We start from the raw sequence: 25,654 nt of genomic DNA, 5'->3' as shown, positions 1-25,654 counted from the left end.
CCTTTTCTTTTGCCGTAAAAAAAACGGAACCGAAGTTCCGTAGTATCATAGATATGATTTGATTTTACTTACAATGTCATCACGACTAATTAGTGATGCTTCTTCAGCAGTACGTTCTTTAAACTCAACGTGGTTTGTTTCGACATCTCGTCCGACTGTTATTCGTAATGGAATACCAATTAGTTCCATATCATTAAATTTAACACCTGGTCGTTGTTGACGATCATCAAGTAATGTATCAATACCTAATGCTTGAAGCTCATCGTATAGCTCAGTAGCATACTGAACATGATCTTCGTTCTTAGCATTAATTACGACAATAGCTACTTTAAATGGTGCTAAGTTAATTGGCCAAACAATACCTTTATCGTCGTTGTTTTGTTCAACAACAGCTGCTACTGTACGTCCTACACCAATTCCATATGAACCCATGTATACATCTTGTAATTTATTGTTTTGATCTAAATAGTGTAGGTTCATTGCCTGAGCATATTTTGTACCTAACTTGAACGTATTACCAACTTCAATACCTTTTGAGAAGGTGAGGATACCAGTTCCTTCAGGATTTGGATCACCTTCACGAACATTGGATACATCGTGAATATGTGTAGCTTTAAAATCATGGTGGTTAACGTTTATTAAGTGATAATCTGTTTCGTTTGCTCCGATTGTAAAGTTACGTAAGCCTTCGATTTCTTTATCAACGACAACATCAATCTTAAGGCCAATAGGACCTGCAAATCCAACAGCAGCACCTGTTAACTCAATTACATGATCAAAGTCTGCAAGTTCTACTTCATTTGCTTGGTATAATTTACCAAGTTTTACTTCGTTAACATCACGATTACCAGAAACACATACAGCTACGTATTGATCATCGACACGATAAATCAGAGTCTTTACGAATTGCTCTACATCTTGATTTAAGAATGCAGCAACTTCTTCAATTGTTTTAGCATTTGGAGTGTGTACTTTTTCAAAGTCTTTAAACTCTTCGTTACTTACCAGACGTGAACAGTTTTCTGCTACTTCTAAGTTACTTGCATATCCTGTATCTTCTCCTAGAACGAGAACATCTTCACCAATACTTGTAACTGCTTGGAACTCTTCGGATAAATCTCCACCCATAATTCCTGTGTCTGCAGTAACAATACGGTAATCTAGACCAACACGATCAAAGATACGTTTATAAGCATTAAACATTGCATCATAAGAAGCGTTTCCTTGTTCTTTATCTAAATCAAAGGTATAAGCATCTTTCATTACAAACTCACGAACACGAATGAGTCCAAAACGAGGACGTGCTTCATCTCTAAACTTTGTTTGGAATTGATATAAGCTTAATGGTAAGTCTTTATAAGATTTAATATTCATTTGAGCAGCTTGTGCAAATAACTCTTCATGAGTAGGTCCAAGTACAAATGGTTTTTGATATCTATCTTTTAAGGTAAACATGCTTGTTCCGATAATATCACGACGACCAGAAGCAATGTATACTTCTTCTGGAATTAATGTAGGCATGTTCATTTCTTGAGAATCAATAGCATTCATTTCCTCACGAATAATTTGTTCGACATTTTGCATTACTCGATGTCCAAGTGGCATAAACATGTATACACCTGACGAGCTCTTTTTAATAAATCCCCCACGGACTAATAAATTTCCACTAGTGGAATCTTCGTCTTTTACATCTTCTCTAATTGTGTAAAAGAAATTTTTACTTAATTTCATAAGTCACCTCAATATTTTCTTTTATAGTATATCACGAAACCTAATAAATTGTGATATAATATAGATGCCCAGAAGGACTAATATTTTTCCGACACATTGATATAAGGGAATCCGGATGTAGGTTAGTGGCGTGAAGGCTAGATTTATCTAGAATCCCAAGCTGATCGACAGGATACCCACCTGGATAAAACAGGGGACAATATCAACCTTTTGGGTATTTTGTGTGATTACTTGTTTTTAGACAATAAAACATATAAAATAGTGTTAGTTAATTAATTATTAAGGATGGTGAAATTATGTTTAATGTTCTCGCAGTTAGTGTATCATGGGGGAGCCTAGGATGGGTAGTTCTTGGAGCTATCATCGGCGGGATTGCGACGTTCTTCTTTACAAAACGTATGTTTGAAAAACAAATTAAAGAAAACCCACCAATCAATGAAAAAATGATTCGTGCTATGTACATGCAGATGGGTCGTAAACCTTCTGAGGCACAGATACGACAAATCATGAAGTCGATGGGACAATAATTAACACAGGCTACTGTGTTTTTTAATACCTATGAAACGATTTATTAAGCGTGTATTTCTTGTCTTATTTACGATAATTCTGATTGGTGGAAGTTTTCTAGTATATAAAGGATATCGTGAATATAAGAATGTAGTTGCTGAGAACTCTATTGAGACTGTTGTGGCAAGCATTCAAAACAAGAAACATTACACTCGTAATGAGGATATTAACCCTCTTTTCTTGGAAGCAGTTGTTGCTACTGAAGATGAACGTCTGTATAGCCGTAGCACTGTACTTGATTACAGAGCCTTAGGTCGAGCATTTGTAAAGAACATTACAACATTTTCACTTGCAGAAGGTGGTAGTACGATACCGCAACAAGTAGCCAAGAACCTTTACTTTCCAAATAATTTTACAGCTACACGTAAAGTTGCTGAGTATTTCATTGCTTCAGATCTTGATAAGCTATACAGTCGCGAAGAAATTCTTGAACTCTACGTTAATATGAACTATTATGGTGACGGACATCACGGGATTCGTGAGGCAAGTTTTGGATACTTTAACGTTAATCCAAAAGATATGTCACGTGCACAAGCAGTAATGTTAGCGGGTATCCCGCAATCACCTGCGTATTATCAATTAAGTAGTAATTACAAAGGTGCGAAAGCACGACAAGAACATGTACTCTATCGTCTTGTAGATGCTGGAGTAATAACACAAGAAGAAGCAATTTCAATTTTTAATGAAGATGTTTATGGAGGAAATAACGAATGAAAAAGATGATTAGTGGTATCAAACCCACAGGCCAGCTTCATTTAGGAAACTATATCGGAGCCTTACAACCATTTGTACAGTCGCAAGAAGAATTTGATGTCAATGTTTTTATTGCGAACTTACACTGTATTACGATGCCAATTGATCCAGAAGAGTTACAAACGAACTTACGGGATGCATTGCGTTTTTATTTAGCTGTAGGATTGGATCCAAAAAAATCAACAATCTTCCTTCAAACTGACGTTCATGAAATTGCTCAGTTAGGATTTATTATGTCATGTTTAACTCCTATGGGAGAATTAAATAGAATGACTCAGTATAAAGATAAGAAAGATACAGGTATTTCATTAAGCTCAGGATTCTATACCTATCCAACATTAATGACTGCTGATATCTTAATTCATAAAGCACAATATGTTCCTGTAGGGGATGATCAAAAACAACACGTTGAATTAGCACGTAACACTGCTGAACGCTTCAACAATCGTTTTGGAGACACATTTGTTGTTCCTGAACCTGTTATTGCGAAGGTAGGAAGTCGTATTATGTCTCTATCAGATCCATCAAAGAAAATGAGCAAATCTGATAAAGATGGTGAAAAAGGCGTAGTTTACTTAAAAGATACGCTTAAAGTAGCACGTAAGAAAATCATGTCTGCAGTTACGGATAGTATCGGTATTGTGCAATACGATGTTGAGAATCAACCGGGTATCGCAAACTTACTAACAATCTATGCTGCACTTAAAAAGATAAGCATTCCTGAAGCTGTTTCTGAATTTAAGGATGTACAGTATGGTGGATTTAAGAAGGCTGTTGCTGATGAAGTATGCGCATTACTTGAGGTGCTTCAAGAGAAACACCAAAGTTATGATGAAGCATATATTGAATCAGTCCTTCAAGAAGGTGCAGATAAAGTTAGACCTACTGCACAAGCAGTACTAAAAGAGGTTCAAGAAAAATTAGGGATGGAAATTTTAAAGTAAGTCCTAATCTATGTTTACGTTTAATTGATGAAAGGAAATCTTTTCATCAATTTCTTTGTTATTAACCCGTTTAATCTTTTATTATTTGATAAGACACTGTATAATTGGTGGAAAGGGGGACGTGAAATGATTATATTATATACATCACCAGGGTGTGCTTCATGTCGAAAAGTTAGACAATGGCTCAAGGCCAATAATTTGAAGTTTATCGAAAAAAACATATTTACCTCAGTACTGAGTGATAAAGAGATAAAACATCTCTTAATGCGTAGTGAAAATGGAACTGAAGATATCATCTCACGCCGTTCCAAAGTCATGCAGGAATCACAGATTGATCTCGATGATTTATCAATGAATGAACTTGTCATATTTATTCAAAGACATCCTTCAGTATTGAAACGCCCAATCGTTATGAATGAAAAAACATTCCTAGTAGGGTATGATGAAGAAGAAATCGATGCCTTTATTCCAGCGGAATTAAGAAATTCGCATCGTCGTTATTATGATCCGCTAAGTAGCCATAATGATGAATAATTAGATTTGAGGTTTTTTATGAAAGTATTAGTAGGTTTATCGGGTGGCGTTGACAGTGCTGTAGCTGCCTATTTATTAAAATCGCAAGGGCATGATGTCACTTGCGCTTTTATGCGTAATTGGGATTCGTTTGCGAATAATGATATTCTCGGCAATCCAACAATTATGGATGACATGTGTTCACAAGAAGTAGATTATGCTGATGCAATGCGAGTAGCAGAGCATTTAGGATTACCTTTACTTCGTGTTGATTACGTTAAAGAATACTGGGATAATGTGTTTTCCTTCTTCTTAGAAGAAACAGAACGTGGAAATACACCAAACCCAGATATTTTATGTAATCGTTATGTAAAATTTGATTCTTTCTATGATTTCATGGATAAGAACGGTTTTGATGCGCTTGCAACAGGACATTATGCAAGTGTTAAAGAAGGTCGCCTTTATCGTGCAGTCGATCAAAATAAGGATCAAACATATTTTTTAAGTCGTGTAAGACCTGATGTATTACCACGTGTGTTATTTCCTTTAGGAGATCTTACCAAACATGAAGTACGTGACATTGCTTTAAAACTTGATTTACCAGTAGCTACAAAGAAAGATTCAACAGGAATCTGCTTTATTGGTGAACGTGATTATCGTGATTTCCTTAAAAATTATCTTAAAGATTCAGAAGGACCCATTGTGAATGTTGATACCCAAGAAGTTCTTGGAACACATCAAGGCGTCATGTTCTATACTATTGGACAACGTCATGGACTTAACATTAACACATCAGTTGGGCCTTATTTCGTAGTAGGTAAAGACTTATCGACAAAGACTATCTATGTTGGTAAAGGTGCCGACCATCCATTGTTATTTGCTTCAAAAGCAGTTATCTCAGATATGAACTGGTTTTCAAACAAACCTAAAGAAGCAATGAATTGTACTGCTAAGTTTAGATATCGTCAGAAAGATGTAAAAGTGTCTATCGCTTGGATTGATGAAACTCACATTGAAGTCACAATGATTGATGACGTTAAATCAGTAACTCTTGGCCAAGAAGCTGTATTCTATAATGGTGAAGAAGTACTTGGTGGCGGTCGTATTGATCGTGTATTCGATGTTAATGGAAACGAGGTATTCTATGACTCGAAGCACAGTAATTGATGAAGGATACGGTAAGTTTACCGCTAAGCAAGCACTTCTTGTAATTGCAAACTATTTTGTCGGTTATATTTTAATTTATCAAATTGTAGCTGAAAAATTATCAAAAGTATTCTTTGGAGTAAGTCGGGGTATTCACCCTGTAATGAATTTCATTCTTCATTTCTTTACAATCGTTACAATGCTTATGATTATTTGGAAACCTTTGTTGAGAAGTTGGCGTGAATTCACCAAAGACAAAAAACTGGTACAAAATATTATTATCGTATTTAAGAATATGGGCTTATTGTATCTTACAAATATTGTAGTTAATATAATTATTATGTTAGTACTTGGATTAGATGGTAGCTCTGAAAATCAAATAGCTGTAGAATCTGCCCTAAAATCAAATGTTTTAGTCGTTGGATTTATGGTCGTGATTTTCGCACCTCTTGTAGAGGAATTTGTATTTAGAGGCGTACTTTATCAGTACTTTAGATCGAAGCAATCCTTTATTGTTCCTGTGCTTATATCAGTGCTACTCTTTGGTTTGATTCATGTCTTACCTGAGGTTCTAAATTCTGGTAATTATCTTGAATTTATTTACCTCTTACAGTACTGTCCAATGGCTTACTTTATGATACGATCTTTAGAGATGACTGATTCAATCTTTGGCTCTATAGGAGTTCATTTTCTAAATAATCTTATTGGTTTTTTAGTTATTACTTTTATTAAATAACTTAGGGAGACTTATGGAAGAAACAATTAGTGGACATGTTGAATCGTTAATTTTCAAAAATGAACAATCTGGATTTGGAATCTATCGGATTGTTCTTTTTAACAGCAATCAAAAACCACTCACGATAAAAGGAAATCTTGCAACACTTGAGCTAGAAGGCTCCTATGAATTTCATGGTTATTATCATGAAGACAGTCGTTTTGGTATGCAGTTTCAAGTGACGTCTTTCCAAAAAATGTTGCCACAAGATAAAGAATTCATTGTTCGATATCTAAGTGGACCTTCTTTTCCTGGAATTGGTCCTAAAACAGCAGAGGCTATTGTAGAAAAGTATGGAGAAACGGTACTTGAAGAAATTAAAGTAAATAAAGATTTTAAACTCTCTATAAAGGGTGTATCCAAAGCTAAAGCTGATTTAATTATCGATACAATTCGTCATCATGATCCGCTTGAAGATACAATATCTTTCCTAATGGCAGCAGGACTTGGCCACAAGCAAATCATTAAAATTACCCAAGAATATGGTGAAGATTCAATAAACATTATTCAAGAAAATCCTTATAGACTTGTATTTGAAATTGATGGTATTGGATTTAAGACAGCTGATAAAGTTGCTCAGAATCTTGATTTTGATGAAAATCATCCGTATCGAATAGAAGCTTACGTTTTGGATAAATATGAAAATAAAGTTTATGGACAAGGGGATAGTTATTGTGATTACGACTTATTTCTTAAAGAAATGGGTGCTGATCATGATGAGCGAATCACGGAAGCTGTTGAGAGTTTAATTGATCGTCATGAACTTGTTCTGGATGAAAATCGTTTATACCATGTTACTCAGTATGAGAGTGAAGTGTATATTGCTGATACACTTAGTGATTTTCAATACCATGGTTATGACTTCGATGTCGATGATTTTAATGGAAAATTATCTCAAGTGGAATCATCACTGTATATAAGCTTTGATGAGATTCAAAGAGATGCTATTGAATCATTCTTAAGAGAAGATATTACTATTCTTACTGGTGGTCCAGGGACCGGTAAAAGTACCTTACTATCAGGTATCGTTACATTTCTGCAAATGAACATGCCATGGTTAAAGATTGTTTTATGTGCGCCCACAGGACGTGCAGCTAAACGTCTAGAAGACCTTACAAATGTGCAAGCATCTACAATTCATTCAATCTTACGATGGGATTTGGATTCGAATAAGTTTGGAGTGAATGAAGAAAATCCCTTAGAAGCAGATGTCGTTATTATCGACGAGTTCTCAATGGTTGATACCTGGCTTTTCGCAAATCTATTACGAGCTTCTGAAAAAGTTAAGAAGTTTATGTTTGTAGGAGATAGAGACCAATTACCTTCAGTAGGGAGTGGCTTTGTACTTGGTGATTTAATTCAATCAGAAGTATTTAAAGTTATTGCTTTACAACATAACTATCGTCAAGAAGCGGGTTCAGAAGTTATTGACCTTGCAGTTAATATGAACCAAGGTATCTTTGATATTAGTTCGTATCACCGTGATGTGAAATTCTTTGATTCACGTTATGGTTCTGTAAAAGATATTGTTCTTCGTGTAGTTGATGAAGCACTTGCTAAAGGCTACACACTTAATGATATCCAGGTATTAGCGCCAATGTATGATGGACCTGCAGGAATCGATAACCTTAATCATTTTTTACAGAAGATGTGTAACCCTGAAGATCCTTACAAAAGTGAATTAAGAGTTGGTACTCGTATTTTTCGAGAAGGGGATAAGATACTTCAATTAAAGAATCAACCGGATGATTTTGTCTTCAACGGTGATATTGGTCATTTAGTAGAAGTAAGTTCAAAAGAATTACTGGTAGACTTTGATGGCAACTTTGTAAGCTATTCCCGTGCTGATTTTATTAATATTACCCATGCTTATGCGATGAGTGTTCATAAAGCTCAAGGTAGTGAGTATCCAATCGTTATTCTAATCGCTATGAGAGACTTTTACAGGATGTTGTCGCGACGTTTATACTATACGGGGGCAACACGTTCATCAAAATCTTTAATCCTTGTAGGACAGGAAGAAGCCTTTAGAAGGGCTGTTGAAAATCATTCAGAATCACGACGACTAACATACCTTCACAAACGTTTGATTGAAAAGAACAAGCACTAACAATCATGTTAAGAAACGATGATAAATCACAAGTTATTAAACTTTTGGTTTATCATTTTTTTGTTTAGTGACAATTTATTTAATTCCGAAAGATTGCACGGACTAAAAGCTTCATGATTAAGTATAATGATTAAAGAGGTGGATTTATGAAAAAATTAGGAGTCATATTTAGTGTACTATTGATGCTTACAGCATGTACACAAAAACAAGAAACAACAAAGGAAAAACTAGTAGTAGGATTAATGCCAGCTATCGATAGTGTGCCAATTATTTGGGCAGATTCTCAGAACTTTTTTAAGGATGCTGGATTGGATGTTGAGGTTATCGTTTATTCCAATGGTAATGATCGTGATACACAAGTTCAAACAAAAGCAGTTGATGTTGTAGTTTCCGATATTATGGGTTTAGTTGCAATGAAAGAAGCAGGCTATGATGTTGTAGGAGTGTCACAAACACAAACAATGTTCTCAGTAGTTGCTCAAAAAGGCTCAATGGATAAGAAAGATATTTCGGTAGGTATGGCTGAAGTGAGTGTTACTCAATATGCAGCAGATGCAGGACTTAAAGCATACAATCTTAAGAAAGAATTTGTATCTGCATTACCACAACGTCTTGAAATGGTATCGCAAAATCTAATCGATGGCGCGATCATTCCAGAACCAATGGCATCACTTTCAACGTTAAAAGGCTTAGACTCTATTCCTTTAGAGATTGAGTCACCAAATGTCTTAATGTTCCAAAATGATTCAGTTAAAAATAAAAAGAATGAGATTCAAAAGTTCTATGAAGTCTACAATAAAGCAGTTGATCACATCAATAAAGATCCAGAATCAGTTAAAGACAGTGTGATTACTGCATTAGGTCTCGACAAAGCGATTCATAGCGTTATGAAATTTCCTCAGTATACACATGCTCAAGCAATAAAAGAGTCTGTCTATAATGATGTGACCGTATGGATGGAAGAAACTTTAGGCATGAAGACGAATGTTGCTTACAAGGATGCAGTGATTCAAGGAATCTTAAATGATTAAACTTTCTAATGCTTCATTGCATTATGGTGATACCAAAGTTCTCAATAATGTAGAACTGAATGTAGAAAAAGGGAAGTTACTTGCCTTAGTAGGTCCTTCAGGTTGTGGTAAATCTACCTTATTACGGGTACTAAGTGGATTAGAATCTTTAGAAGAAGGAAGTTTAGAAATTGATGGTAAATCTTTACAATCAGTTCGTAAACAAACTGCCTTATTACTTCAAGATTTGGGATTGTTTCCATGGAAGACAGTGCTACAGAACATTAGTTTTATCTTAATTGACCGTGGAATGTCGAAAAAAGAAGCAGAAACTAAAGCTATACATCATTTAGATTCTGTGGGTCTTAAAGAGTATGCCAATCGTTATCCAGAAACGCTGAGTGGTGGTCAGAAGCAACGTGTTGGTTTTGCGAAGGCAATTGCACTTGAACCTGATTTATTGCTTCTAGACGAAGCTACGGCGTCTCTTGATGCATTTGCAAGTGAGTCAGTCCAAGATATACTCAAAAAGATACATACTGAGACAGATATAACGATGGTAGTTGTTACACACAAAATTGAAGAAGCCGTATTCTTGGGAGATTCTATTGCTCTTATGGATGAAGGGTCAATTCATACGATTATCGATAACCCAAGTGTACATCTTGATAATCAACGGAACACATTTGAATTCTTTGAAATGTGTAAACGAGTGAAAGAGGGGTTTCATTATGAATAAAGCTCTTAAGACACTCTTTGCTGTAGGTATTGTCGGTGTGATTTGGGAATTAATGCACATACTAACTCAAGGTGTAGGAATCCCTTCAATACTTACTACAGTCACAAACACTGTTAATGTTTTCCCATTATTAATGGAACATCTCTTAGTGAGCGCTATACGACTTCTAATAGGCTTGTTTCTAGCGTTGTTGACAGGTGGAGTCATTGGAAGTCTAATGGCGAGATATAAGGCTGTAGATGAGCTCTTGGCACCTTTGGTATATTTAGTAACTCCATTACCTAAGGTAGCCTTCTTACCAATTATGATGGTCATCTTTGGGATATCTGAAACAGCACGAATTGCTGTACTGGTATTTGTAGTGGTATTTCAATTTATCTTAGGTATACGAGATGCTTTAAAGTCAATGCCACAAACTCATATTCTATCCATGAAAAGTTTAGCGTTATCGAATGGTTCACAGTTCAAAGATATTATACTTCCTTACAGTTTGCCGTATCTATTCACAAGTTTAAGACAAGCATTTGGAATGAGTCTTGCAGTACTTTTCTTTTGGAAACATTTGTAAACCAAAAAGGAATTGGATACTTCATTATGAATCGCTGGGGATGGTTAACTATCCCGATATGTTCAGTGGAATTCTTGTGTTAAGCATCTTTGGGTATCTAGTTTATGGTTTTCTAGATTTCCTGGAAGCAAAACTATGTCCTTGGAACACATTACAAAATTCAAAAGAAAAGAAGTAGCTCGGCTACTTCTTTTTAAGTTCTGATAAGATATCTTGTAATAGTACAACTTCTTCACTAGGTGCTGCAACTTCTTCAACAACTTCTTCTTCAACACGTTTTTTATTAAAGCTACTGATTACTTTAATAAATACGAAGATTGTAAGAGCTATAATAACGAAGTTAATAACACTTTGTAGGAAACTACCCCAGCTTAATAAAACAGCTTTGGCATCTCCTTTAGCCGGAACAAGTTCAATTGCGTTTTTCGCAATATCATTACCAATGATTAAACCAAACACAGGCATAATAATGTCATTGACTAATGATGTAACGATTTGGTTAAAAGCTCCCCCGATAATAACCCCAATCGCTAGTTCTAAAGCATTGCCTTTAAGTGCAAATTCTTTAAACTCATTTAGAAATTTTTTCATCTTCATCCTCCCGTACTTATAGTTTACTTTATATTTATAGAAATGTGTAGTTCTATGATATATTATTAGTATGTTTAGAAAGAAGGAATAGTATGAGTGAATCAACAGTAATGAAATATTTCCGTGAGATAAGTGCAATTCCACGTGCTTCTTTTAATGAAGAAGCAATATGTAAACATCTTGAGATGTTTGCGAAATCGTTAGGACTGCGTTATCGTACGGATGAAATTCATAATATCGTAATTTTTAAAGATGCTAGCAAAGGATATGAAAATGCTCCTGTCGTGATGCTTCAATCACATACTGATATGGTTGCAGAAAACAATAAAGGTAGTGAACACAACTTTGACACTGATCCATTGGATTTATTCATTGAGGATGGATTTCTACATGCTCGTGGAACGACTTTAGGAGCTGATGATGGTGCAGGAGTTGCTTATATGATGGCAATCCTAGCAGACAAAGATGCTCAGCACCCAGCCTTAGAATGCGTCTTTACAGTGCAAGAAGAAACTGGATTAACTGGGGCAACAGAACTCGACACTTCAGATTTAAAATCAGAATTATGCATTGGACTTGATGGATCGGGTGAGGTTGAAACGTATGTTTCATCGTGTGGTGGAGTTCGTGCTAAACTAGACCGCAATATTAAGTTTATTGAAAAACAATCAAAAACAGTAACAGTGCAGATACGTGGTTTACTAGGGGCCATTCGGGTGGTGAGATTGATCAAGAAAGAGGTAATGCTTCTAAAATAGCAGGTATTATCTTACGTAGAGCGTATGACATATTTGATTTCAATCTTGTGACATTACAAGGTGGATTAAAAATGAACGCTATTACACGTGAACATGATTTTACAATTGCTATTGACGATGTTGAATCATTTAAAGAGTGGTTTGTGGATATCGAAAAAGAGTTTAAAATTCAATATGAATTCTCAGATGCAGGACTTAACTTTATTCTTGAAGAAGGGATTACAGATAAAGTTCTCACAGACGAAGATACAGAAGCAATTATAAATACACTATTTATGCTTCCTTATGGTGTTATTCAAAAAAGTAAGGCAATTAAGGATCTTGTAATTACATCATCTAATATCGGTACTGTGGATATTATTGATGATAAAATCGAAATTACAGTTTCTATTCGAGCTACACAAGAGTTCGTGATTGAGAATGTTATGCGTCAAGTACAGATGATTGCTGAACAAAGTGGTTATTCTATTGAATTCTCTTCCCGTTACCCTGGATGGAATTATGATGCTCAATCTAAATTTAGAGAAAGAACTATGGAAGTTTATAAGAATCTTCGTGGAACAGATATGGATACTGTTGCAACACACGGTGGATTAGAGCTCGGTATCTGGAAAGGTAAGTTACCAAACCTTGATATTGTAAGCTTTGGACCTATCATGTTTGATATTCATACCCCAGATGAGCGTTTAGATATCGCTTCATTTGATCGCACTTACGAATTCATGGTAGAATTACTCGCTTCATTAAATAATTACTAGTGTTGACACATCTTCGAAAGAAGGTGTGTTTTCTTTAGCTTTTTAATAAGAATGTATTGATTTAATACAAGAATTAGATTATTATAATTAGGCAATGCCCGAGTGGTGAAATCGGTAGACGCACTGGACTCAAAATCCAGCGAGGTAAAACTCATGACGGTTCGAGTCCGTCCTCGGGCACCATCGACAACAAATGTAAACGTTCTTAATTGAACGTTTTTTTCTTTGATATTTAAGTTATTTCTTAAGCATTTTATTATATAGTTAAAAAGAGAAAATACAAATGATTTTATATACTATAATAGCTACTTTACTTGACTAGAGCACCTTGTGGAATGGCAACACATGAAATATCCTACGCAAAGTTGTGTAAACGGATAATTAAGTTTCAAGATGGAAGAATAAATTAGTTGAATTGAATTAGCCTTTGGATACTATTTAGAAAACATCCAAAAAGACGTGTAAATATAGAAGTCTAGTTAAATTGCGAATGGTTATTGGATATCTTCTTAACATCATCATATTATCCCTTTTCTTTGGCATTTTCATATTATTAATTGAAGAGTGAGGATGTTTTTCATTATAGTAAGCTATATATTGGTCTACACCCTCTACTAATTTGTTTACACTAGAATATATTCTTTGATAGAATTTCTATTGTTTAAAGTAAGGAAAACCGATTCAATTAAAGAAATATATACAGATTATGAGGTCGGGAAAATAACTGGCTAATTTCATTTCTAACTAACAGTTTTCGAAATAAATATGATACAAATTAACTTTCATTGTCATTGTGTTCTAGTAGACTAAAGTTCTTTCTGGTGTACTAAAAACACTATAAGAGAGAGAAAAATAATATCTGACAAAACTTATCTAATTTTACACAATCCTTTTTTAATAAACTATTGACCGATTGAAGCAAAGTATTGTAATACGAATATATAAACATAGACATTAGATTTCATATTTCACAATTGAGTGATGTATTGATTTATCGTTGTAATGCTATTTCTTTGATGTTGCCAATTTATAACTGCCTGAAAATTCAACTCAATGCACTATAATCTATGCTATCGAGTTCTTTTTAGCGATTAGAAAGGAGTTATATGATGTGCCCATCATATTTGTAAGTTATTATGTTGCTTTTGTATATACTAATTTTTATATTGTTTGGCTTTAGTGTTGTCATTAGTTTGAAAACAAAAAAAAGAAAAGAATTAATGGGTGTCATTATTGTTTGCCTCGTAGTAGTCATTGGTTCTAATATGTTAAACAATGTGATAGCCGATAGAAAAAAAAGATCAGGTTTAGATTCTTGTAGGATTAATGAAATCACTTTTTTTGAACAGGAACCTTATAGAACTGCGGATTATGAAGACATACTGGAATATAGTGATACAGTATATTTTGAAGAAGTTGGAAAATGTTATACTGTACATCATACAGTTGACCTAATTTTTGACGATAATTTAGAAATGCAAAGCTACAGAAACATCATTAACATTCAAATAACGTTCGGACATGCGTCTGTAATCGAAAATGAATCTTTTGTTACGATAAGTGATGATATTATAGAGGTTAATGCAAAATATACAATTGCTGAAATGGTTGGAGAAAAAAATCGTAAAACAAAGAAAGTAAATCATGTTTATAAATTTTCAAAAGATGAGTTTATGTTTCTTAGCAAGACATAACGATTGAGGAAGGAGGGTAGAATACTCTAGGAAGAAGACCAGCTTGCTTATTGAATGAAGAAAGGCTAAATTTAGATTATAAGGAGAGGAAAAAGTATGAAGAAAAAAATGTTAGCATTTTTCTTAACAATTATGATTCTAACTCCATCAGGAATTAACATTTTCGCAAATAAGGAGATAGATAGCCAAAGAGTTGAAAATAATATTTTCTTATTTAGGACGTGATTCAAGCGATGAAGGTTATTTAGCTTCTATTAAAAGCAATGTGGATGTTTTAAAGGCTATCTATACTAAACATAAATTCTCTGACATTATGAGTGAATTGGAAGTAAAACTAAATGAATTAAAGACTAAAGTCAATTCTGCAAATTACTCTACACTCTTTGCGATGGCTAACGGAGATGAAGTTAAAGCATTTGGACCAAAGAGTCGTTACGATGTAGTATTTAATGAATTTGGTTTTAAGTCAGTGGATGCGAACTTCGATACATCAACTCATGGTGCAACTGTAACGTTTGAATTCATTAATTCTCTACAACCCGATGTAATGATTGTGATGGACCGTGCCCAAGTTACTGGTGGTGCAACATTAGCGAAAGAGTTACTAAATAATGACTTTGTAACGAATACTCCAGCATTTAAGGAAAATCGTATTATCTATGTTGATCCAAGTAATTGGTATCTAACAGAAGGTGGGATCCATGCTTTTGAGTCAATGATTGATGAATGTATGACGATCTTCAAAGGATAGGTTCAAAAAAGATCTGGATAATCACGTCCAGATCTTTTTTATTATTATGTCTTACTAAAAATCAAATATTATACAATAAGAAAACTCTTATGCCTTTACTTAAGCAGTCTTAGCTTAGTACCTCTATTAATCTTGGATCGATTTTCGTAATAACAAAAAATTAATAACGATTGCAATTAAATCTATTATGATTGTTATATCAACCAAGATAATTATGTACTTGTACATAAACCAGATGGTATCAAATAGGTCAGGGAAAGAACTATTTATATCTAAGCCATTAATGTATGTCAAAAACCCTCTTACAATAACTAAAGAGAGAAGAATAAATAGTGATAATACCTGTAGCAAGATATACTTCTTACGTGTTTTCATATGAACCTCCAATTACGTTAAGGCTTGTTATAATCAAATTATACCAATTCACTCGACTATAAACTAATATGTGTAGTTTCACTTTTTATACTATTACAAGTAACGGTGCCCGAGGACGGACTCGAACCATTATCGGATAATACTTACATTTCGGATAGAATCCCATTCAATAGCGATCGTATCGATATAAAGATAGGTCTCATCTGCAAGACCTTCGAACTTTCCTGTAATACTATCCATTAAGTTTCCGTTTTCATCTCTGTCATTCATTTGAATACTTATGGTTTTCGACTTTAAGAATGCTAGTTGGAGGAGCTCATCAATTTCAAAACGTGATTGTTGAGGTAATTCCTTCACAACTTTAGTTGCAAGATGCTTATTCTGTGCGATAGATTGTGTTAGTTCATCCAAAGCAAAAGCAGTACCCCATTTTAATCCAAAGGGCCGGTCATGATAATCATTATAATCAGTAAATTCTTTCTTAGTTCTTTTTCTCATCATCTTCGTCCTTTCCATCTATACCACTTAATCCACCTGCGTGACCACCAACAAGGGAACTACGCTCTATCGCTCTTCCTCCTTTAAGCATGCTGCTTGCATAAACAAGCTTAGTAAAACCGTGTTTTTTTCTTATACTATCAATGACTTCATTAAAATCATCGTCTTTATCTACTTCATCAATCGTCTCGAATAAGTTGAGCTGTGTTTGTACACTGGTCTCGAGTTTAGAACAAGTTACTCCTATATTTCTTACAATTTGCACATCGTAATATTCATAAAATATCTCTAGTAGTGCATCGCTTATTCTCTTACTGCTATTGGTTGCTTCTATTGTGACTTGTTTACTAAAGCCTGTCTTACCGTATGTATCAATATAACCCATAGAATAGCCAATCCATAAGCTAATACTTCTTGTTTTTTTATTTTCTTTACGAAGTCGTGTAGCAACTTGATCTCCCATTTCCCTAACTACAATCTCAAGCTCATCTTTATTCTTATAGTCTCTATTTAATACTTGAGAATTACCAAGTGACTTTGACTTGGGTAAATATGTTTCGCCAACAAATGTTCTGTCAATTCCCCAAGCATGGGCATAGAGTTGAGCTCCAATAACACCCATTTCTTTTTTAAGCTTATAATAATTAGTATGTGCTAAATCTCTTATTGTGTAGATTCCCATCGCATTTAAACGTTTCTTTGTTCTGCTACCGATACCCCAAAAGTCAGTAATGTCTTGAATATTCCAAAGCTTATTTTGTACATCATCATATCGCCATTCTGCTTTCATATTCTTATTATGTTTTGATTCATTGTCAAGAGCTAGTTTCGCAAGAAGAGGGTTATCACCAATTCCTATAGTTGTGTATATACCTGTTTCTTCAAATACTTTTATTTGAATAAGTCGAGCAAGTTCAAATGCAGTATTACATCCGAAATAAGCTAAAGAATCCGTAACATCTAGAAACGTTTCATCAACAGAATAGACTGATATATTTTGATCATCGACAAAAGTTCTAAATATAGCGTTAATTTGTCGGTGTTTCTTCATATAAAGATTCATACGTGGTGGTGCTATTATGAGATCATCAGGGTAAGGAAACGGCAAATCCCGTGCACGACTAACATTCGAGATGTTGTATGCTTTCTTTGCTTCAGGACTAGAGGCTAGAATAAGCCCACTGCCTCTTTCTTGGGTATTATCACTTGGATAGCTCATTACTACTAATTTGACTGTTAAAGGGTTTAGATTGCGTTCTACCGCTTCACAGGATGCATAAAAACTCTTGCAATCAATGCAGAGCACATCGCGAGAAGGTTCTTTACTATAATCAAAAATTAATGAGCTTTCGTACATGTTTGTTCTCCTTGTAAGAGTATTATACAACAAGTATCGGACAAATAACGACGTTTATACAATGCTTTGATACTTTATAGTTTAATAATGTACAGACAATATTTACTCAGTTGACGATAACTGATAAAATACTTAAAAGAGGTACTGCAATATGAAAACATACTTTGTAATTAGTGATATTCATGGTAAAGGTATTGACCTTGAAATGTTTGAGGATAAAGGATTTCATATCGACAATCCAAACCATTTAATCGTTCTATTGGGTGACTATTTTGATCGTGGCAATAATAATTCTGAAGTCTACCGTTGGATTCTAGATACTCGTAGCATCTTAAAAGATAGATTGATTACGCTTATTGGCAATCATGAAGGTATGATAATAAATGTGTTTAATGAGGTACTTGAGCATCCTGACTTAGACTATTCGTCCTTCCTAGAACTTAGAACCGTTCAATTATGGATTCGTAATGGGGGAGACACCACAATTCGAGACCTTTTAGGTAATACATTAGATATAGATAAGCTTGAAGAATTACATGAGTTTGTAAAGACACTTGATATGTATTACGAAACATCGAAATACATTTTTACACATGCTTCGATTAATTCGAGTCGAGAAAGTGATTATTGGAATCGTGATATGATTTATACAGAAAATACTACGAATAAAATGTGTGTAATAGGACACACACCTCACTGTTATCTTGATCCCCAATTAATAGAGTTCAAAGAGATGGGACAAGGAATTGTCGCAATGCACAAAACATTAAATAATAAGGTTATCAATATTGATGACGGGAGCAATCAGAATATTGTAGTATTTACTGAATAATTTGTACATACATTCCATCACTTTTGAAAAAAAGGCGTATAATAGAGATAGGAGGTACAGATTATGTTTGAGAATGAAATAGAATCGCTCGTAAAATGTATGAATATAGATGCAGAGAATTTTAGCGTGTCTTACAATCCTGATATTCAAAATGAAAAGAACTCAATAGGCGTTGAAGTGGTGTTTGTTGAAGAGAACTTACCAGAATCGCTTGAAGATGTCCAAGAAGCAATTGCGGATTACCCGTGTTATTGCAAATTTGATAGGAATTGTCTCTTGTTGAATTTTATTAAGGAAAAACCAAATGTCAGTAAACTTAGATATTTCTTAAAAAACCTTTTAATGGTTACAGATTTCTCAGGTATCTTTGCACTTGTTGGCGATACGATATATTATCAACAAGGAAACTATGCTTTAGAATATAGTTTAAACTAGAAAAGCCTTTAGGGGCTTTTTCTTTGCATTAAGTTAAGTCTGTTATTTTAGGATATATATACTAATTGTTGAGCAGAAACATAGAATATTCACATGTATCAATATTTTTTTACAAAATAGTCGTTCTTAATTAGACAGAAGATGTGTATCTGTCTATCTAATAACATTAAATCGAATTTCAATTATTGGTTCAATAAGTAAGTCTTGATACCATAGAGTATATAAACAGGAGGGGTTTTAGATGAAAATATTTATGATTGGTGGTACAGGATTACTAGGAAGTGAAGCAGCAAAAATAATGATCGAAAATGGTCATGAAGTTGTTTCAATTGCACTTCCACCATTACCAACAGGTTCAGTACTACCTGAATCTATGAAAATTGAATTTGGTAACTACATGGAAATGAGTGATGATACTTTAAGAAGTTATTTTAAAGGTTGTGAGGGATTTGTATTCGCTGCTGGAGTCGATGAGCGAATTGAGGGTCCAGCACCTATTTATGACATGTTTAAGAAATACAATATTGATCCAGTAGAAAGATTGTTACGTATTGCTAAAGAAGAAGGTGTTAAACATTCTGTTATTCTTGGATCATACTTCACATATCTAAATAGAGCACGCAAAGATGAAGAACTTGCTAAATGGCATCCATACATTAGAAGTCGTCAAGACCAACAAGATGTAGCTTTATCATTTGCAGATGAGGACTTCGATGTGTCAGTAGTAGAATTGCCTTATATCTTTGGAACACAACCAGGACGTAAGCCGGTATGGATGTTCTTAGTAGAGAATATTATGAATATGCCAGAAGTTACTTACTATCCTGAGGGTGGAACAGCAATGGTTACTGTGAAACAAGTTGCTCAAGCAATCTTTGGTGCACTTACAAAGAATAAGGGTGGAAATGCATACCCGATTGGTTACTATAACCTTACATGGAACGAAATGTTAGAAATTGTACACGAAACAATGGGGATGAAAGATCGTAAGATTGTTAACTTATCAAAAGAAGTGTTTGATAAAGGACTTGATGCACGACGTGCGCATGATTTAGAAAAAGGCGTAGAACCTGGACTCAATATGGAAAAATTTGCTGACTTACAATGTAGCGAAATGTTTATTGATAAATCTCTAGCAAGTGATTTCCTTGGTGTTGAAGAAGATGATATCAAAGCAGCAATTAAAGAATCAATTCAACTCTGTTTAGACATTCTTGATGACAAAGTAAGTGCAATAGGAATGAAAGCAGAGTAAAATAGAGTTAAGGAGTTGATCATTATATGACCAATCAACGAATACGACTGACAAAGCAATTGCTTTCGAATGCTCTTATTGACTTATTGCAAAGAAAGAAGATATCCAAAATCACAATTCAAGAACTTTCAAATGAGGCTGGAATTAATCGTTCTACTTTTTATCTACATTATTCTGATGTTTATGATTTGTTAGATGAAATAGAAGATACGCTCATTAATGATGTAAAGAACTATCTCAATTCAAAGGATAGTTCTACATCATATATCGAACATTTACTGAATTATATTTATGAGAACAAAGTGATTTTTAAAACTCTTCTTGGTTTTTGTGAAGAGAGTAGGTTCAACAATGAGTTCTTGCAGTTGTCAAGAAACCTTTTGTTGAATGATATTTTCGGTGATCGTCAACTAGAACACGGAGAATATATTATAGAGTATCTTGTAAGAGGTAATAATGCTTTAACTTTAAAATGGATAAGCAATGATTTTGATATTTCAGTCAAGGATCTAACAAACATTATGACTAAACTATCTCAAAATACCTTATATAGAAATTCATTGTAATAATTTATATATATTAATAAAGTTTATTCAAGAAACTTATAGAGTTTATCTAAACAAAGTGCTAGTATTTAACTAGTACTTTTTATTTATGACAAGTGAGGTTTCAATATGATTCGATTAATTTCCATAGTCTTAGTATTTCCTGTTTTTACTTCAGTCTTAGTTTGGCTATTAACACGTAAGAAAGTCAATATTTTTGATTTAAGTGCATGTACCACCATTGTAACTAATTTAGTCTTAAACGGTGCGATGTTTTTGAGAAATGGTATTGTTGTTGCTGTAGTAAATCATTACAGTAAAGTATTTATCGGGGTATCTATTTTAACCTCATTGCTAGTTTCTACATTTGTCTATTTCCTTTTACAAAAAGTTAATGAGAAGGGGAAGGTTGTACGAGTCGCTCGGCTTACTACAATAGTTTTATTGGGAAGTTCTGTATTAATGTTTAACTATGTCAACTGGTTAACAAAGAGTAATGGCCTATTTAACTTTGAGATTCTTCTATTTAATCTCAGTGTTAAGTTAGATACAAATACAAGTCATTTCCTTCTTGATATGGTCCGAATCTTCTTTATGCCCATAGTCGTGATTGCTTGTTTAATCTATCTTTTCTACTTTTCAAAACTATTCATAGGAATAAATAAAGAATATCGTAAAAGAGAAGGATATTTACTTAAACTTGTTAGAATGACACTACCACTGGTAATATTGATATCTGCGAGTGCTTACTCATTCAAAGCTTTGGATATTAGAGCGATGATTGATTACTATAAAGATGAAGATACATTTATTCAGAGACATTATGTTGAAGCTAATGATTCGATCCTTACTTTTCCGGAGAAAAAACGTAATTTAATTGTGATTTTTGCAGAGTCGTTTGAAGCTACTTATTTTGACAAGGAAAACGGTGGCTGGAAGGAAGAAAATCTTCTACCCAATATGACCAAGAGAATTAAATCTGGAAATGCAATCAGCTTCTCGCATAATGAGCATACTTTAGGTGGAATGAAATCAGTTCCTGGAGCTATGTGGTCAATAGCTGGAATGACAGCTCAGTTGTCAGGAGTTCCACATAAAACAACCATTGATGTTTCTGAACACGAAGGAGATTTAACATATCTTCCAGGTATCATTAGTGTTGGTGAGATGCTTGAGACTGAAGGTTATCAAAATGCATTTAATGTAGGATCTCACTCTCATTTATTTGGCATTGGAGCATACTACCGACATCATGGTAATCACCAAATCAATGACTATGGATATTTCTTAAGAAAAGGATTAATTCCAGAGGACTATCTTGTATTTATGGGAATAGAGGACAAGAAACTTTATGAGTATAGTAAGGATGTATTGTTAGATCTAGCATCTAATGAATCTCCGTTTAATCTTGTAATCGAAACTCAAGATACTCACTTCCCAAACGGGTATACAGATCCATCATGTCCTGCTAACTATAGTTCGCCTTACGCAAACGCCATATCATGTGCTGACTCTATGTTAGAAGATTTACTTTCTTGGATAGAAAACCAAGAGTTTTATGATAATACAACGATTGTTGTTGTCGGTGATCATTTGAGTATGGATACTGAATATTTTCAAGGGATTGATGATTATGAACGTACAGTCTTTAATATGATAATAAACCCTGTTGATGAGGTAAAGAACAGTGGCAATCTATTTTCTCGTGATTTCTATGCAATGGATATGTATCCAACGATTCTTTCATCAATTGGAGTCAAAATTGAAGGGGATAGACTTGGGTTAGGAACTGATCTATTCTCTGGCAGACAAACACTTTATGAAAAGTTAGGTGTAGAGCCAGTAAGAGATAGCCTATTTAGAAATAGTAAGTTTTATAATGATTATTTTGTTTATGGTAATAGAAACTGGAGAGTCAACAAAGACTAGTAGATAGATATCTTTTTCATGTATTATATTTCTGTTTATGTTAAAATATTAATATAAAGGAGAGGTTATTTTATGATTAGAAAATATAGAAAACATGCTTCAAAATTTATTGAGCTTGTCATAATTTTTATCATTGTACAGCAGCTCTTCTTGACAAGCTCTGATCCAGTTACAGTTACTTTAGGATGGATTGTCGTAGTACTTAAAGTAATCGCTATTGTATTAAATCTCGGTCTCTACGATGATGAGGCCTAATGAATAAAGGGTTCACATCTATGATGCGAACCCTTTATTTAATTGTACCTTTTTCTTCAAGTCGAGTTAGATATATGAAAAGAATAAATATAGTTACCGATAATAATAACTGTAGGATTGCGAAAAACGGGTTATAAACACCTACAATATTTATAAAAATTATCAAAATATCGACTAGTAATAAAAAGGATATGGTTTTCTGCATTTGTCTCACACTTATCATCTCCTAATTTAATAATAATATAGACTAGAAGAAATTGCTATAAAAAAGAGACCCATACAGAGCTTAAACCGCTTAGATGGATCTCCCTCGAGTAAGATAGAAGATTATTGAATGAAATCTAATGACCTTCTTCTATCTGTAATTAAATAATATCAGTAAACGCTTACATTGTCAATATTAACGCTTATTCAAGAAGTGTTTAATATATGCTAATAGACTTATTGAATAGAATATGGCGATAATAAACGGCAAACCGTAATCAATAAATGATAACAAGTTTAATTTTGATATAAACCATGTTGAGTTAGCGGGAGCTTGTGTCAACATATTTTGTTGGAAAGAATATGCAACATACCAATTGGATGTGCGTAATAATAAATAAGTTAATAGTAATACCGTAGCTTGTATCATCATAGCGGTAGCAAAAATGAACGTATATTTTTTTTTTCGAAGATTCTCAATATGTATCGAAGGGGAAGGTCTTGACCCATCCAACAATTCATCGTAATTAACCTCAAATATATCTGTCATTTTCTTTAGGATTCTACATCAGGACTTGACTGACCTGATTCCCATTTTGAAATAGTCTGTCTTGAGACGGAGAGAACAGAACCTAATTCTTCTTGTGACAAACCACTCATTTTTCGAAACTTACTAATTTGATCTGATAGCATAATAGACTCCTCCTTCTAAAATAATTATAGCATTGGATCTATCTGGAGTATGCCTTTGCTATCATATATTAGGCTACGATTCTTAACATTGTGTCATTTTTTTTACCCAATGCTTTTTTCTGTAAATGATTGTGCTATCTCCACAAAGTCAGTAGGAGTGTTTTTGTTTAAGTGTAGCATTTCTGCCATTATTGCTTGAATATCTTCTTGATCGAGTTGAGGGTTATTAAGATATGGTGTCATGGTTTCTAGTTGCTCATCTGATAGTGGTGTGTCTTTAAAGTACATATTCCAAACACTACGCCAGTTTCCGATATCTTTATAATCTAGATTTTTCAGTAAACGTTCGCCAAGTGTATCGTGGACATTAAACTCTGCCACTTCAACATGCCACTTCGCAGCATTTGTATTCTTGTCAAAGAGAGTACGAATCTTTCCAACAATATCTACATCGTCACCGTTGGTTAAAAACTTATTGAAGTTATCAGCAGTATTATCCCACATGACACAAGGTACAGAAGTAACAATGTTTTTTCCTGATTTATCCTTAACATGTTCTGTAATATTTAATACAAAGAACAAACGAGAATAGCTGTTTGTTCTCTCATATTTTAATGATGATATTTTCCCTGTAGCACTATATATTTGGATTCCCATACTTAATACCTCCTTATATTCAAATTATAACATATATCAGAATTGATAGTGTTCCTGTATGTTTATTGCATATCTATTGAACTATGTTCATTTTATATTATAATCGTTTGTATAGGAGGATTTTATGAAGAAAATTTTTAATAAAGCATTCATCTATTTAATATTAGGTTTGAGTGCAGGGGTATATTATCGTGAGTTTACAAAATTCAACAATTTTGAAGGCTTCACACAGCTTGGGGTATTACATACACATATCTTAGTATTAGGACTCTTAATGATGCTTATTGTATTGTTGTTTGTTAAGGTCTTTGAGATAAATAAGGATTCAAAATTTAAACGCTCACTTGCGATTTATGAAGGTGGTTTACACCTAACAATCCTAATGTTAATTACACGTGGTACTTTACAAGTTCTTGGCACAGAACTAAGTAAAGGTTTGAACGCTGCAATTTCTGGTATGTCAGGAGTTGGACATATTATATTAGGTGTTGGATTTGTAATGCTTATGCTTGTAATTAAGAGAAGCATTCCAGAAGAAAACTAGTTTCTAAGATAATAATTATGATACAATATCTCCAGAAAAAGGAGATATTATGAAAGTATTAATTGTCTATTGTCATCCAAGAAAAGAAAGCTTGAATCGTGCAATCCTCGATACAAGTACCAAAACATTTGAAAAGAACGGACATTCAGTTGAAGTTCGTGATCTTTATTCAATGAAATTTAATCCTATTTTAGAAGGTGACGATGCTATTCATATCGAAAACCATAAGTTTGTAAGAGTGAATGAATCGTTTCCTGAAGATGTACAAATTGAAATGCAACACATATTAGATGCCGATTTATTAATGTATATTTATCCAATCTGGTGGAATGGATTCCCAGCGATGTTAAAAGGATATGTCGAACGTGTATTCCAACATGGTTTTGCATATAGTTTTGAAAGTGATGAACCACAAAAGAACTTCTCAGGTAAGAAGGCACTCTTTGTTCATACTACTGGACAACCACAGGATACTCCAGAGGCTAAACAACTAACTGAACGTATTAAGAGTGTTACATCAGAGTGGATGTTCAACAGCAACGGTGTCGAAGTGCTTGATCACATGGTTTATGGTCGTGTACCATATCTTGATGAAGATGAGTTGAAATCAATACTAATTGATGTGGAACAAAAGATAGATAAAATAGGTAAAGCAAACTAAACGTAC

The 25,654-nt window shown here is 33.9% G+C and carries 30 protein-coding genes, 1 tRNA gene and 1 other RNA gene; 24 read left to right on the top strand and 8 right to left on the bottom strand.

The annotated features are described in order from the left end of the window. Positions 1-45: 45 nt before the first annotated feature. Positions 46-1,731 (bottom strand): proline--tRNA ligase, encoded by a 1,686-nt coding sequence (locus G7059_RS06760; RefSeq protein ID WP_166081328.1) that lies wholly within the window; start codon positions 1,729-1,731, stop codon positions 46-48. Between the two features lie 62 nt (positions 1,732-1,793). Between G7059_RS06760 and ssrS the strand changes: the two genes are divergently transcribed. The 11 genes from ssrS to G7059_RS06705 all read left to right on the top strand — a co-directional run bounded on the left by ssrS (position 1,794) and on the right by G7059_RS06705 (position 10,856). Beyond that, positions 1,794-1,952: non-coding RNA, 6S RNA (ssrS, locus tag G7059_RS06755), on the top strand. 75 nt (positions 1,953-2,027) lie between these two features. Continuing rightward, positions 2,028-2,258 (top strand): YneF family protein, encoded by a 231-nt coding sequence (locus G7059_RS06750; RefSeq protein ID WP_166081327.1) that lies wholly within the window; start codon positions 2,028-2,030, stop codon positions 2,256-2,258. A gap of 31 nt (positions 2,259-2,289) precedes the next feature. Beyond that, a complete protein-coding gene (locus G7059_RS06745; protein WP_166081326.1) occupies positions 2,290-3,012 on the top strand; it encodes a biosynthetic peptidoglycan transglycosylase in 723 nt (240 codons plus the stop codon). Further along, a complete protein-coding gene (trpS, locus tag G7059_RS06740; RefSeq protein ID WP_166081325.1) occupies positions 3,009-3,995 on the top strand; it encodes a tryptophan--tRNA ligase in 987 nt (328 codons plus the stop codon). Before G7059_RS06745 ends, trpS begins: the two co-directional genes overlap by 4 nt. A gap of 126 nt (positions 3,996-4,121) precedes the next feature. Further along, positions 4,122-4,529, top strand: a complete 408-nt coding sequence (locus G7059_RS06735; RefSeq protein ID WP_166081324.1) for a Spx/MgsR family RNA polymerase-binding regulatory protein — start codon at positions 4,122-4,124, stop codon at positions 4,527-4,529. Positions 4,530-4,547: 18 nt separating this feature from the next. Further along, positions 4,548-5,675: a tRNA 2-thiouridine(34) synthase MnmA gene (mnmA, locus tag G7059_RS06730; RefSeq protein WP_166081323.1), complete on the top strand. Its 1,128-nt coding sequence runs from the start codon at positions 4,548-4,550 to the stop codon at positions 5,673-5,675. Next, the gene (locus G7059_RS06725; RefSeq protein WP_166081322.1) at positions 5,653-6,390 is read left to right on the top strand and encodes a CPBP family intramembrane glutamic endopeptidase; all 738 of its coding nucleotides are present in this window, start codon (positions 5,653-5,655) and stop codon (positions 6,388-6,390) included. The genes mnmA and G7059_RS06725 overlap by 23 nt, the downstream gene beginning before the upstream one ends. A 13-nt stretch (positions 6,391-6,403) precedes the next feature. Further along, positions 6,404-8,539 carry an ATP-dependent RecD-like DNA helicase gene (locus tag G7059_RS06720; RefSeq protein ID WP_166081321.1) on the top strand — a complete coding sequence of 712 codons (2,136 nt, stop codon included), beginning with the start codon at positions 6,404-6,406 and terminating at the stop codon, positions 8,537-8,539. Positions 8,540-8,685: 146 nt separating this feature from the next. Continuing rightward, on the top strand, positions 8,686-9,570 hold the full coding sequence (locus tag G7059_RS06715; protein ID WP_166081320.1) for an ABC transporter substrate-binding protein: 885 nt from the start codon (positions 8,686-8,688) through the stop codon (positions 9,568-9,570). Continuing rightward, positions 9,563-10,288: an ABC transporter ATP-binding protein gene (locus G7059_RS06710; protein WP_166081319.1), complete on the top strand. Its 726-nt coding sequence runs from the start codon at positions 9,563-9,565 to the stop codon at positions 10,286-10,288. Before G7059_RS06715 ends, G7059_RS06710 begins: the two co-directional genes overlap by 8 nt. Then, a complete protein-coding gene (locus G7059_RS06705) occupies positions 10,281-10,856 on the top strand; it encodes an ABC transporter permease (protein ID WP_166081318.1) in 576 nt (191 codons plus the stop codon). Before G7059_RS06710 ends, G7059_RS06705 begins: the two co-directional genes overlap by 8 nt. Before the next feature lie 183 nt (positions 10,857-11,039). Here the strand turns inward: G7059_RS06705 and mscL are convergent, their stop codons facing one another. Then, positions 11,040-11,447 (bottom strand): large conductance mechanosensitive channel protein MscL, encoded by a 408-nt coding sequence (gene mscL / locus G7059_RS06700; RefSeq protein WP_166081317.1) that lies wholly within the window; start codon positions 11,445-11,447, stop codon positions 11,040-11,042. A gap of 92 nt (positions 11,448-11,539) precedes the next feature. Here mscL and G7059_RS10545 point away from each other — a divergent pair, with 92 nt between their 5' ends. From G7059_RS10545 to G7059_RS06690, 3 genes are all read left to right on the top strand, one after another. After that, entirely contained in the window at positions 11,540-12,205 is a 666-nt protein-coding gene (locus G7059_RS10545; protein WP_240920460.1) for a M20/M25/M40 family metallo-hydrolase, read from the top strand. A 71-nt stretch (positions 12,206-12,276) separates the two neighbouring features. Beyond that, positions 12,277-12,963, top strand: coding sequence for a M20/M25/M40 family metallo-hydrolase (locus G7059_RS10540; RefSeq protein ID WP_240920459.1), 687 nt, complete (start codon positions 12,277-12,279; stop codon positions 12,961-12,963). A gap of 96 nt (positions 12,964-13,059) precedes the next feature. Then, a tRNA-Leu gene (locus tag G7059_RS06690) sits at positions 13,060-13,146 on the top strand. A gap of 255 nt (positions 13,147-13,401) precedes the next feature. Here G7059_RS06690 and G7059_RS10680 read toward each other — a convergent pair. After that, positions 13,402-13,602: a hypothetical protein gene (locus G7059_RS10680; RefSeq protein WP_370519189.1), complete on the bottom strand. Its 201-nt coding sequence runs from the start codon at positions 13,600-13,602 to the stop codon at positions 13,402-13,404. Between the two features lie 554 nt (positions 13,603-14,156). On the opposite strand from G7059_RS10680, the gene G7059_RS06685 reads away from it, so the two are divergent. Next, positions 14,157-14,657, top strand: a complete 501-nt coding sequence (locus G7059_RS06685) for a hypothetical protein (RefSeq protein WP_166081315.1) — start codon at positions 14,157-14,159, stop codon at positions 14,655-14,657. Positions 14,658-14,850: 193 nt separating this feature from the next. Beyond that, complete coding sequence (locus tag G7059_RS06680; RefSeq protein ID WP_166081314.1) at positions 14,851-15,408, top strand: ABC transporter substrate-binding protein; 558 nt, start codon at positions 14,851-14,853, stop codon at positions 15,406-15,408. A 126-nt stretch (positions 15,409-15,534) separates the two neighbouring features. On the opposite strand, the gene G7059_RS06675 is transcribed toward G7059_RS06680, so the two are convergent. From G7059_RS06675 to G7059_RS06665, 3 genes are all read right to left on the bottom strand, one after another. Next, the gene (locus tag G7059_RS06675; protein WP_166081313.1) at positions 15,535-15,783 is read right to left on the bottom strand and encodes a hypothetical protein; all 249 of its coding nucleotides are present in this window, start codon (positions 15,781-15,783) and stop codon (positions 15,535-15,537) included. A gap of 129 nt (positions 15,784-15,912) precedes the next feature. Next, positions 15,913-16,284: a hypothetical protein gene (locus G7059_RS06670; RefSeq protein ID WP_166081312.1), complete on the bottom strand. Its 372-nt coding sequence runs from the start codon at positions 16,282-16,284 to the stop codon at positions 15,913-15,915. After that, positions 16,265-17,638: a Y-family DNA polymerase gene (locus G7059_RS06665; RefSeq protein WP_166081311.1), complete on the bottom strand. Its 1,374-nt coding sequence runs from the start codon at positions 17,636-17,638 to the stop codon at positions 16,265-16,267. Before G7059_RS06665 ends, G7059_RS06670 begins: the two co-directional genes overlap by 20 nt. A gap of 151 nt (positions 17,639-17,789) precedes the next feature. On the opposite strand from G7059_RS06665, the gene G7059_RS06660 reads away from it, so the two are divergent. From G7059_RS06660 to G7059_RS06635, 6 genes are all read left to right on the top strand, one after another. Next, positions 17,790-18,470: a metallophosphoesterase gene (locus G7059_RS06660; protein ID WP_166081310.1), complete on the top strand. Its 681-nt coding sequence runs from the start codon at positions 17,790-17,792 to the stop codon at positions 18,468-18,470. 63 nt (positions 18,471-18,533) lie between these two features. Further along, positions 18,534-18,905 (top strand): hypothetical protein, encoded by a 372-nt coding sequence (locus G7059_RS06655; protein ID WP_166081309.1) that lies wholly within the window; start codon positions 18,534-18,536, stop codon positions 18,903-18,905. A 241-nt stretch (positions 18,906-19,146) separates the two neighbouring features. Beyond that, positions 19,147-20,160, top strand: coding sequence for an NAD(P)-dependent oxidoreductase (locus G7059_RS06650; RefSeq protein WP_166081308.1), 1,014 nt, complete (start codon positions 19,147-19,149; stop codon positions 20,158-20,160). 26 nt (positions 20,161-20,186) lie between these two features. After that, positions 20,187-20,726 carry a TetR/AcrR family transcriptional regulator gene (locus G7059_RS06645; RefSeq protein ID WP_166081307.1) on the top strand — a complete coding sequence of 180 codons (540 nt, stop codon included), beginning with the start codon at positions 20,187-20,189 and terminating at the stop codon, positions 20,724-20,726. A gap of 108 nt (positions 20,727-20,834) precedes the next feature. After that, positions 20,835-22,634 carry an LTA synthase family protein gene (locus tag G7059_RS06640; RefSeq protein ID WP_166081306.1) on the top strand — a complete coding sequence of 600 codons (1,800 nt, stop codon included), beginning with the start codon at positions 20,835-20,837 and terminating at the stop codon, positions 22,632-22,634. Between the two features lie 72 nt (positions 22,635-22,706). Continuing rightward, a complete protein-coding gene (locus G7059_RS06635; RefSeq protein WP_166081304.1) occupies positions 22,707-22,889 on the top strand; it encodes a hypothetical protein in 183 nt (60 codons plus the stop codon). 759 nt (positions 22,890-23,648) lie between these two features. On the opposite strand, the gene G7059_RS06630 is transcribed toward G7059_RS06635, so the two are convergent. Next, positions 23,649-23,786: a helix-turn-helix transcriptional regulator gene (locus G7059_RS06630; RefSeq protein ID WP_166081303.1), complete on the bottom strand. Its 138-nt coding sequence runs from the start codon at positions 23,784-23,786 to the stop codon at positions 23,649-23,651. 102 nt (positions 23,787-23,888) lie between these two features. Next, the gene (locus tag G7059_RS06625; RefSeq protein ID WP_166081302.1) at positions 23,889-24,443 is read right to left on the bottom strand and encodes a single-stranded DNA-binding protein; all 555 of its coding nucleotides are present in this window, start codon (positions 24,441-24,443) and stop codon (positions 23,889-23,891) included. 124 nt (positions 24,444-24,567) lie between these two features. Here G7059_RS06625 and G7059_RS06620 point away from each other — a divergent pair, with 124 nt between their 5' ends. Both G7059_RS06620 and G7059_RS06615 read left to right on the top strand, forming a co-directional pair. Further along, on the top strand, positions 24,568-24,987 hold the full coding sequence (locus tag G7059_RS06620) for a DUF2871 domain-containing protein (protein ID WP_166081301.1): 420 nt from the start codon (positions 24,568-24,570) through the stop codon (positions 24,985-24,987). 49 nt (positions 24,988-25,036) lie between these two features. Then, the gene (locus G7059_RS06615; RefSeq protein ID WP_166081300.1) at positions 25,037-25,648 is read left to right on the top strand and encodes an NAD(P)H-dependent oxidoreductase; all 612 of its coding nucleotides are present in this window, start codon (positions 25,037-25,039) and stop codon (positions 25,646-25,648) included. The last annotated feature ends 6 nt before the right edge of the window (positions 25,649-25,654 follow it).

The organism is Erysipelothrix sp. HDW6A, assembly GCF_011400295.1.
In the GTDB taxonomy this organism is placed as follows: Bacteria; Bacillota_I; Bacilli_A; order Erysipelotrichales; family Erysipelotrichaceae; genus Erysipelothrix.
This window is presented reverse-complemented; position numbering and strand designations above follow the sequence as displayed.

Bases quoted from the DNA above. Each gene is read 5' to 3' on its own strand.
- G7059_RS06760 (WP_166081328.1), bottom strand. From the start codon at position 1,731: ATGAAATTAAGTAAAAATTTCTTTTACACAATTAGAGAAGATGTAAAA.
- G7059_RS06750 (WP_166081327.1), top strand. From the start codon at position 2,028: ATGTTTAATGTTCTCGCAGTTAGTGTATCATGGGGGAGCCTAGGATGG.
- G7059_RS06745 (WP_166081326.1), top strand. From the start codon at position 2,290: ATGAAACGATTTATTAAGCGTGTATTTCTTGTCTTATTTACGATAATT.
- trpS (WP_166081325.1), top strand. From the start codon at position 3,009: ATGAAAAAGATGATTAGTGGTATCAAACCCACAGGCCAGCTTCATTTA.
- G7059_RS06735 (WP_166081324.1), top strand. From the start codon at position 4,122: ATGATTATATTATATACATCACCAGGGTGTGCTTCATGTCGAAAAGTT.
- mnmA (WP_166081323.1), top strand. From the start codon at position 4,548: ATGAAAGTATTAGTAGGTTTATCGGGTGGCGTTGACAGTGCTGTAGCT.
- G7059_RS06725 (WP_166081322.1), top strand. From the start codon at position 5,653: ATGACTCGAAGCACAGTAATTGATGAAGGATACGGTAAGTTTACCGCT.
- G7059_RS06720 (WP_166081321.1), top strand. From the start codon at position 6,404: ATGGAAGAAACAATTAGTGGACATGTTGAATCGTTAATTTTCAAAAAT.
- G7059_RS06715 (WP_166081320.1), top strand. From the start codon at position 8,686: ATGAAAAAATTAGGAGTCATATTTAGTGTACTATTGATGCTTACAGCA.
- G7059_RS06710 (WP_166081319.1), top strand. From the start codon at position 9,563: ATGATTAAACTTTCTAATGCTTCATTGCATTATGGTGATACCAAAGTT.
- G7059_RS06705 (WP_166081318.1), top strand. From the start codon at position 10,281: ATGAATAAAGCTCTTAAGACACTCTTTGCTGTAGGTATTGTCGGTGTG.
- mscL (WP_166081317.1), bottom strand. From the start codon at position 11,447: ATGAAAAAATTTCTAAATGAGTTTAAAGAATTTGCACTTAAAGGCAAT.
- G7059_RS10545 (WP_240920460.1), top strand. From the start codon at position 11,540: ATGAGTGAATCAACAGTAATGAAATATTTCCGTGAGATAAGTGCAATT.
- G7059_RS10540 (WP_240920459.1), top strand. From the start codon at position 12,277: ATGAACGCTATTACACGTGAACATGATTTTACAATTGCTATTGACGAT.
- G7059_RS06675 (WP_166081313.1), bottom strand. From the start codon at position 15,783: ATGAAAACACGTAAGAAGTATATCTTGCTACAGGTATTATCACTATTT.
- G7059_RS06670 (WP_166081312.1), bottom strand. From the start codon at position 16,284: ATGATGAGAAAAAGAACTAAGAAAGAATTTACTGATTATAATGATTAT.
- G7059_RS06665 (WP_166081311.1), bottom strand. From the start codon at position 17,638: ATGTACGAAAGCTCATTAATTTTTGATTATAGTAAAGAACCTTCTCGC.
- G7059_RS06660 (WP_166081310.1), top strand. From the start codon at position 17,790: ATGAAAACATACTTTGTAATTAGTGATATTCATGGTAAAGGTATTGAC.
- G7059_RS06655 (WP_166081309.1), top strand. From the start codon at position 18,534: ATGTTTGAGAATGAAATAGAATCGCTCGTAAAATGTATGAATATAGAT.
- G7059_RS06650 (WP_166081308.1), top strand. From the start codon at position 19,147: ATGAAAATATTTATGATTGGTGGTACAGGATTACTAGGAAGTGAAGCA.
- G7059_RS06645 (WP_166081307.1), top strand. From the start codon at position 20,187: ATGACCAATCAACGAATACGACTGACAAAGCAATTGCTTTCGAATGCT.
- G7059_RS06640 (WP_166081306.1), top strand. From the start codon at position 20,835: ATGATTCGATTAATTTCCATAGTCTTAGTATTTCCTGTTTTTACTTCA.
- G7059_RS06635 (WP_166081304.1), top strand. From the start codon at position 22,707: ATGATTAGAAAATATAGAAAACATGCTTCAAAATTTATTGAGCTTGTC.
- G7059_RS06630 (WP_166081303.1), bottom strand. From the start codon at position 23,786: ATGCTATCAGATCAAATTAGTAAGTTTCGAAAAATGAGTGGTTTGTCA.
- G7059_RS06625 (WP_166081302.1), bottom strand. From the start codon at position 24,443: ATGGGAATCCAAATATATAGTGCTACAGGGAAAATATCATCATTAAAA.
- G7059_RS06620 (WP_166081301.1), top strand. From the start codon at position 24,568: ATGAAGAAAATTTTTAATAAAGCATTCATCTATTTAATATTAGGTTTG.
- G7059_RS06615 (WP_166081300.1), top strand. From the start codon at position 25,037: ATGAAAGTATTAATTGTCTATTGTCATCCAAGAAAAGAAAGCTTGAAT.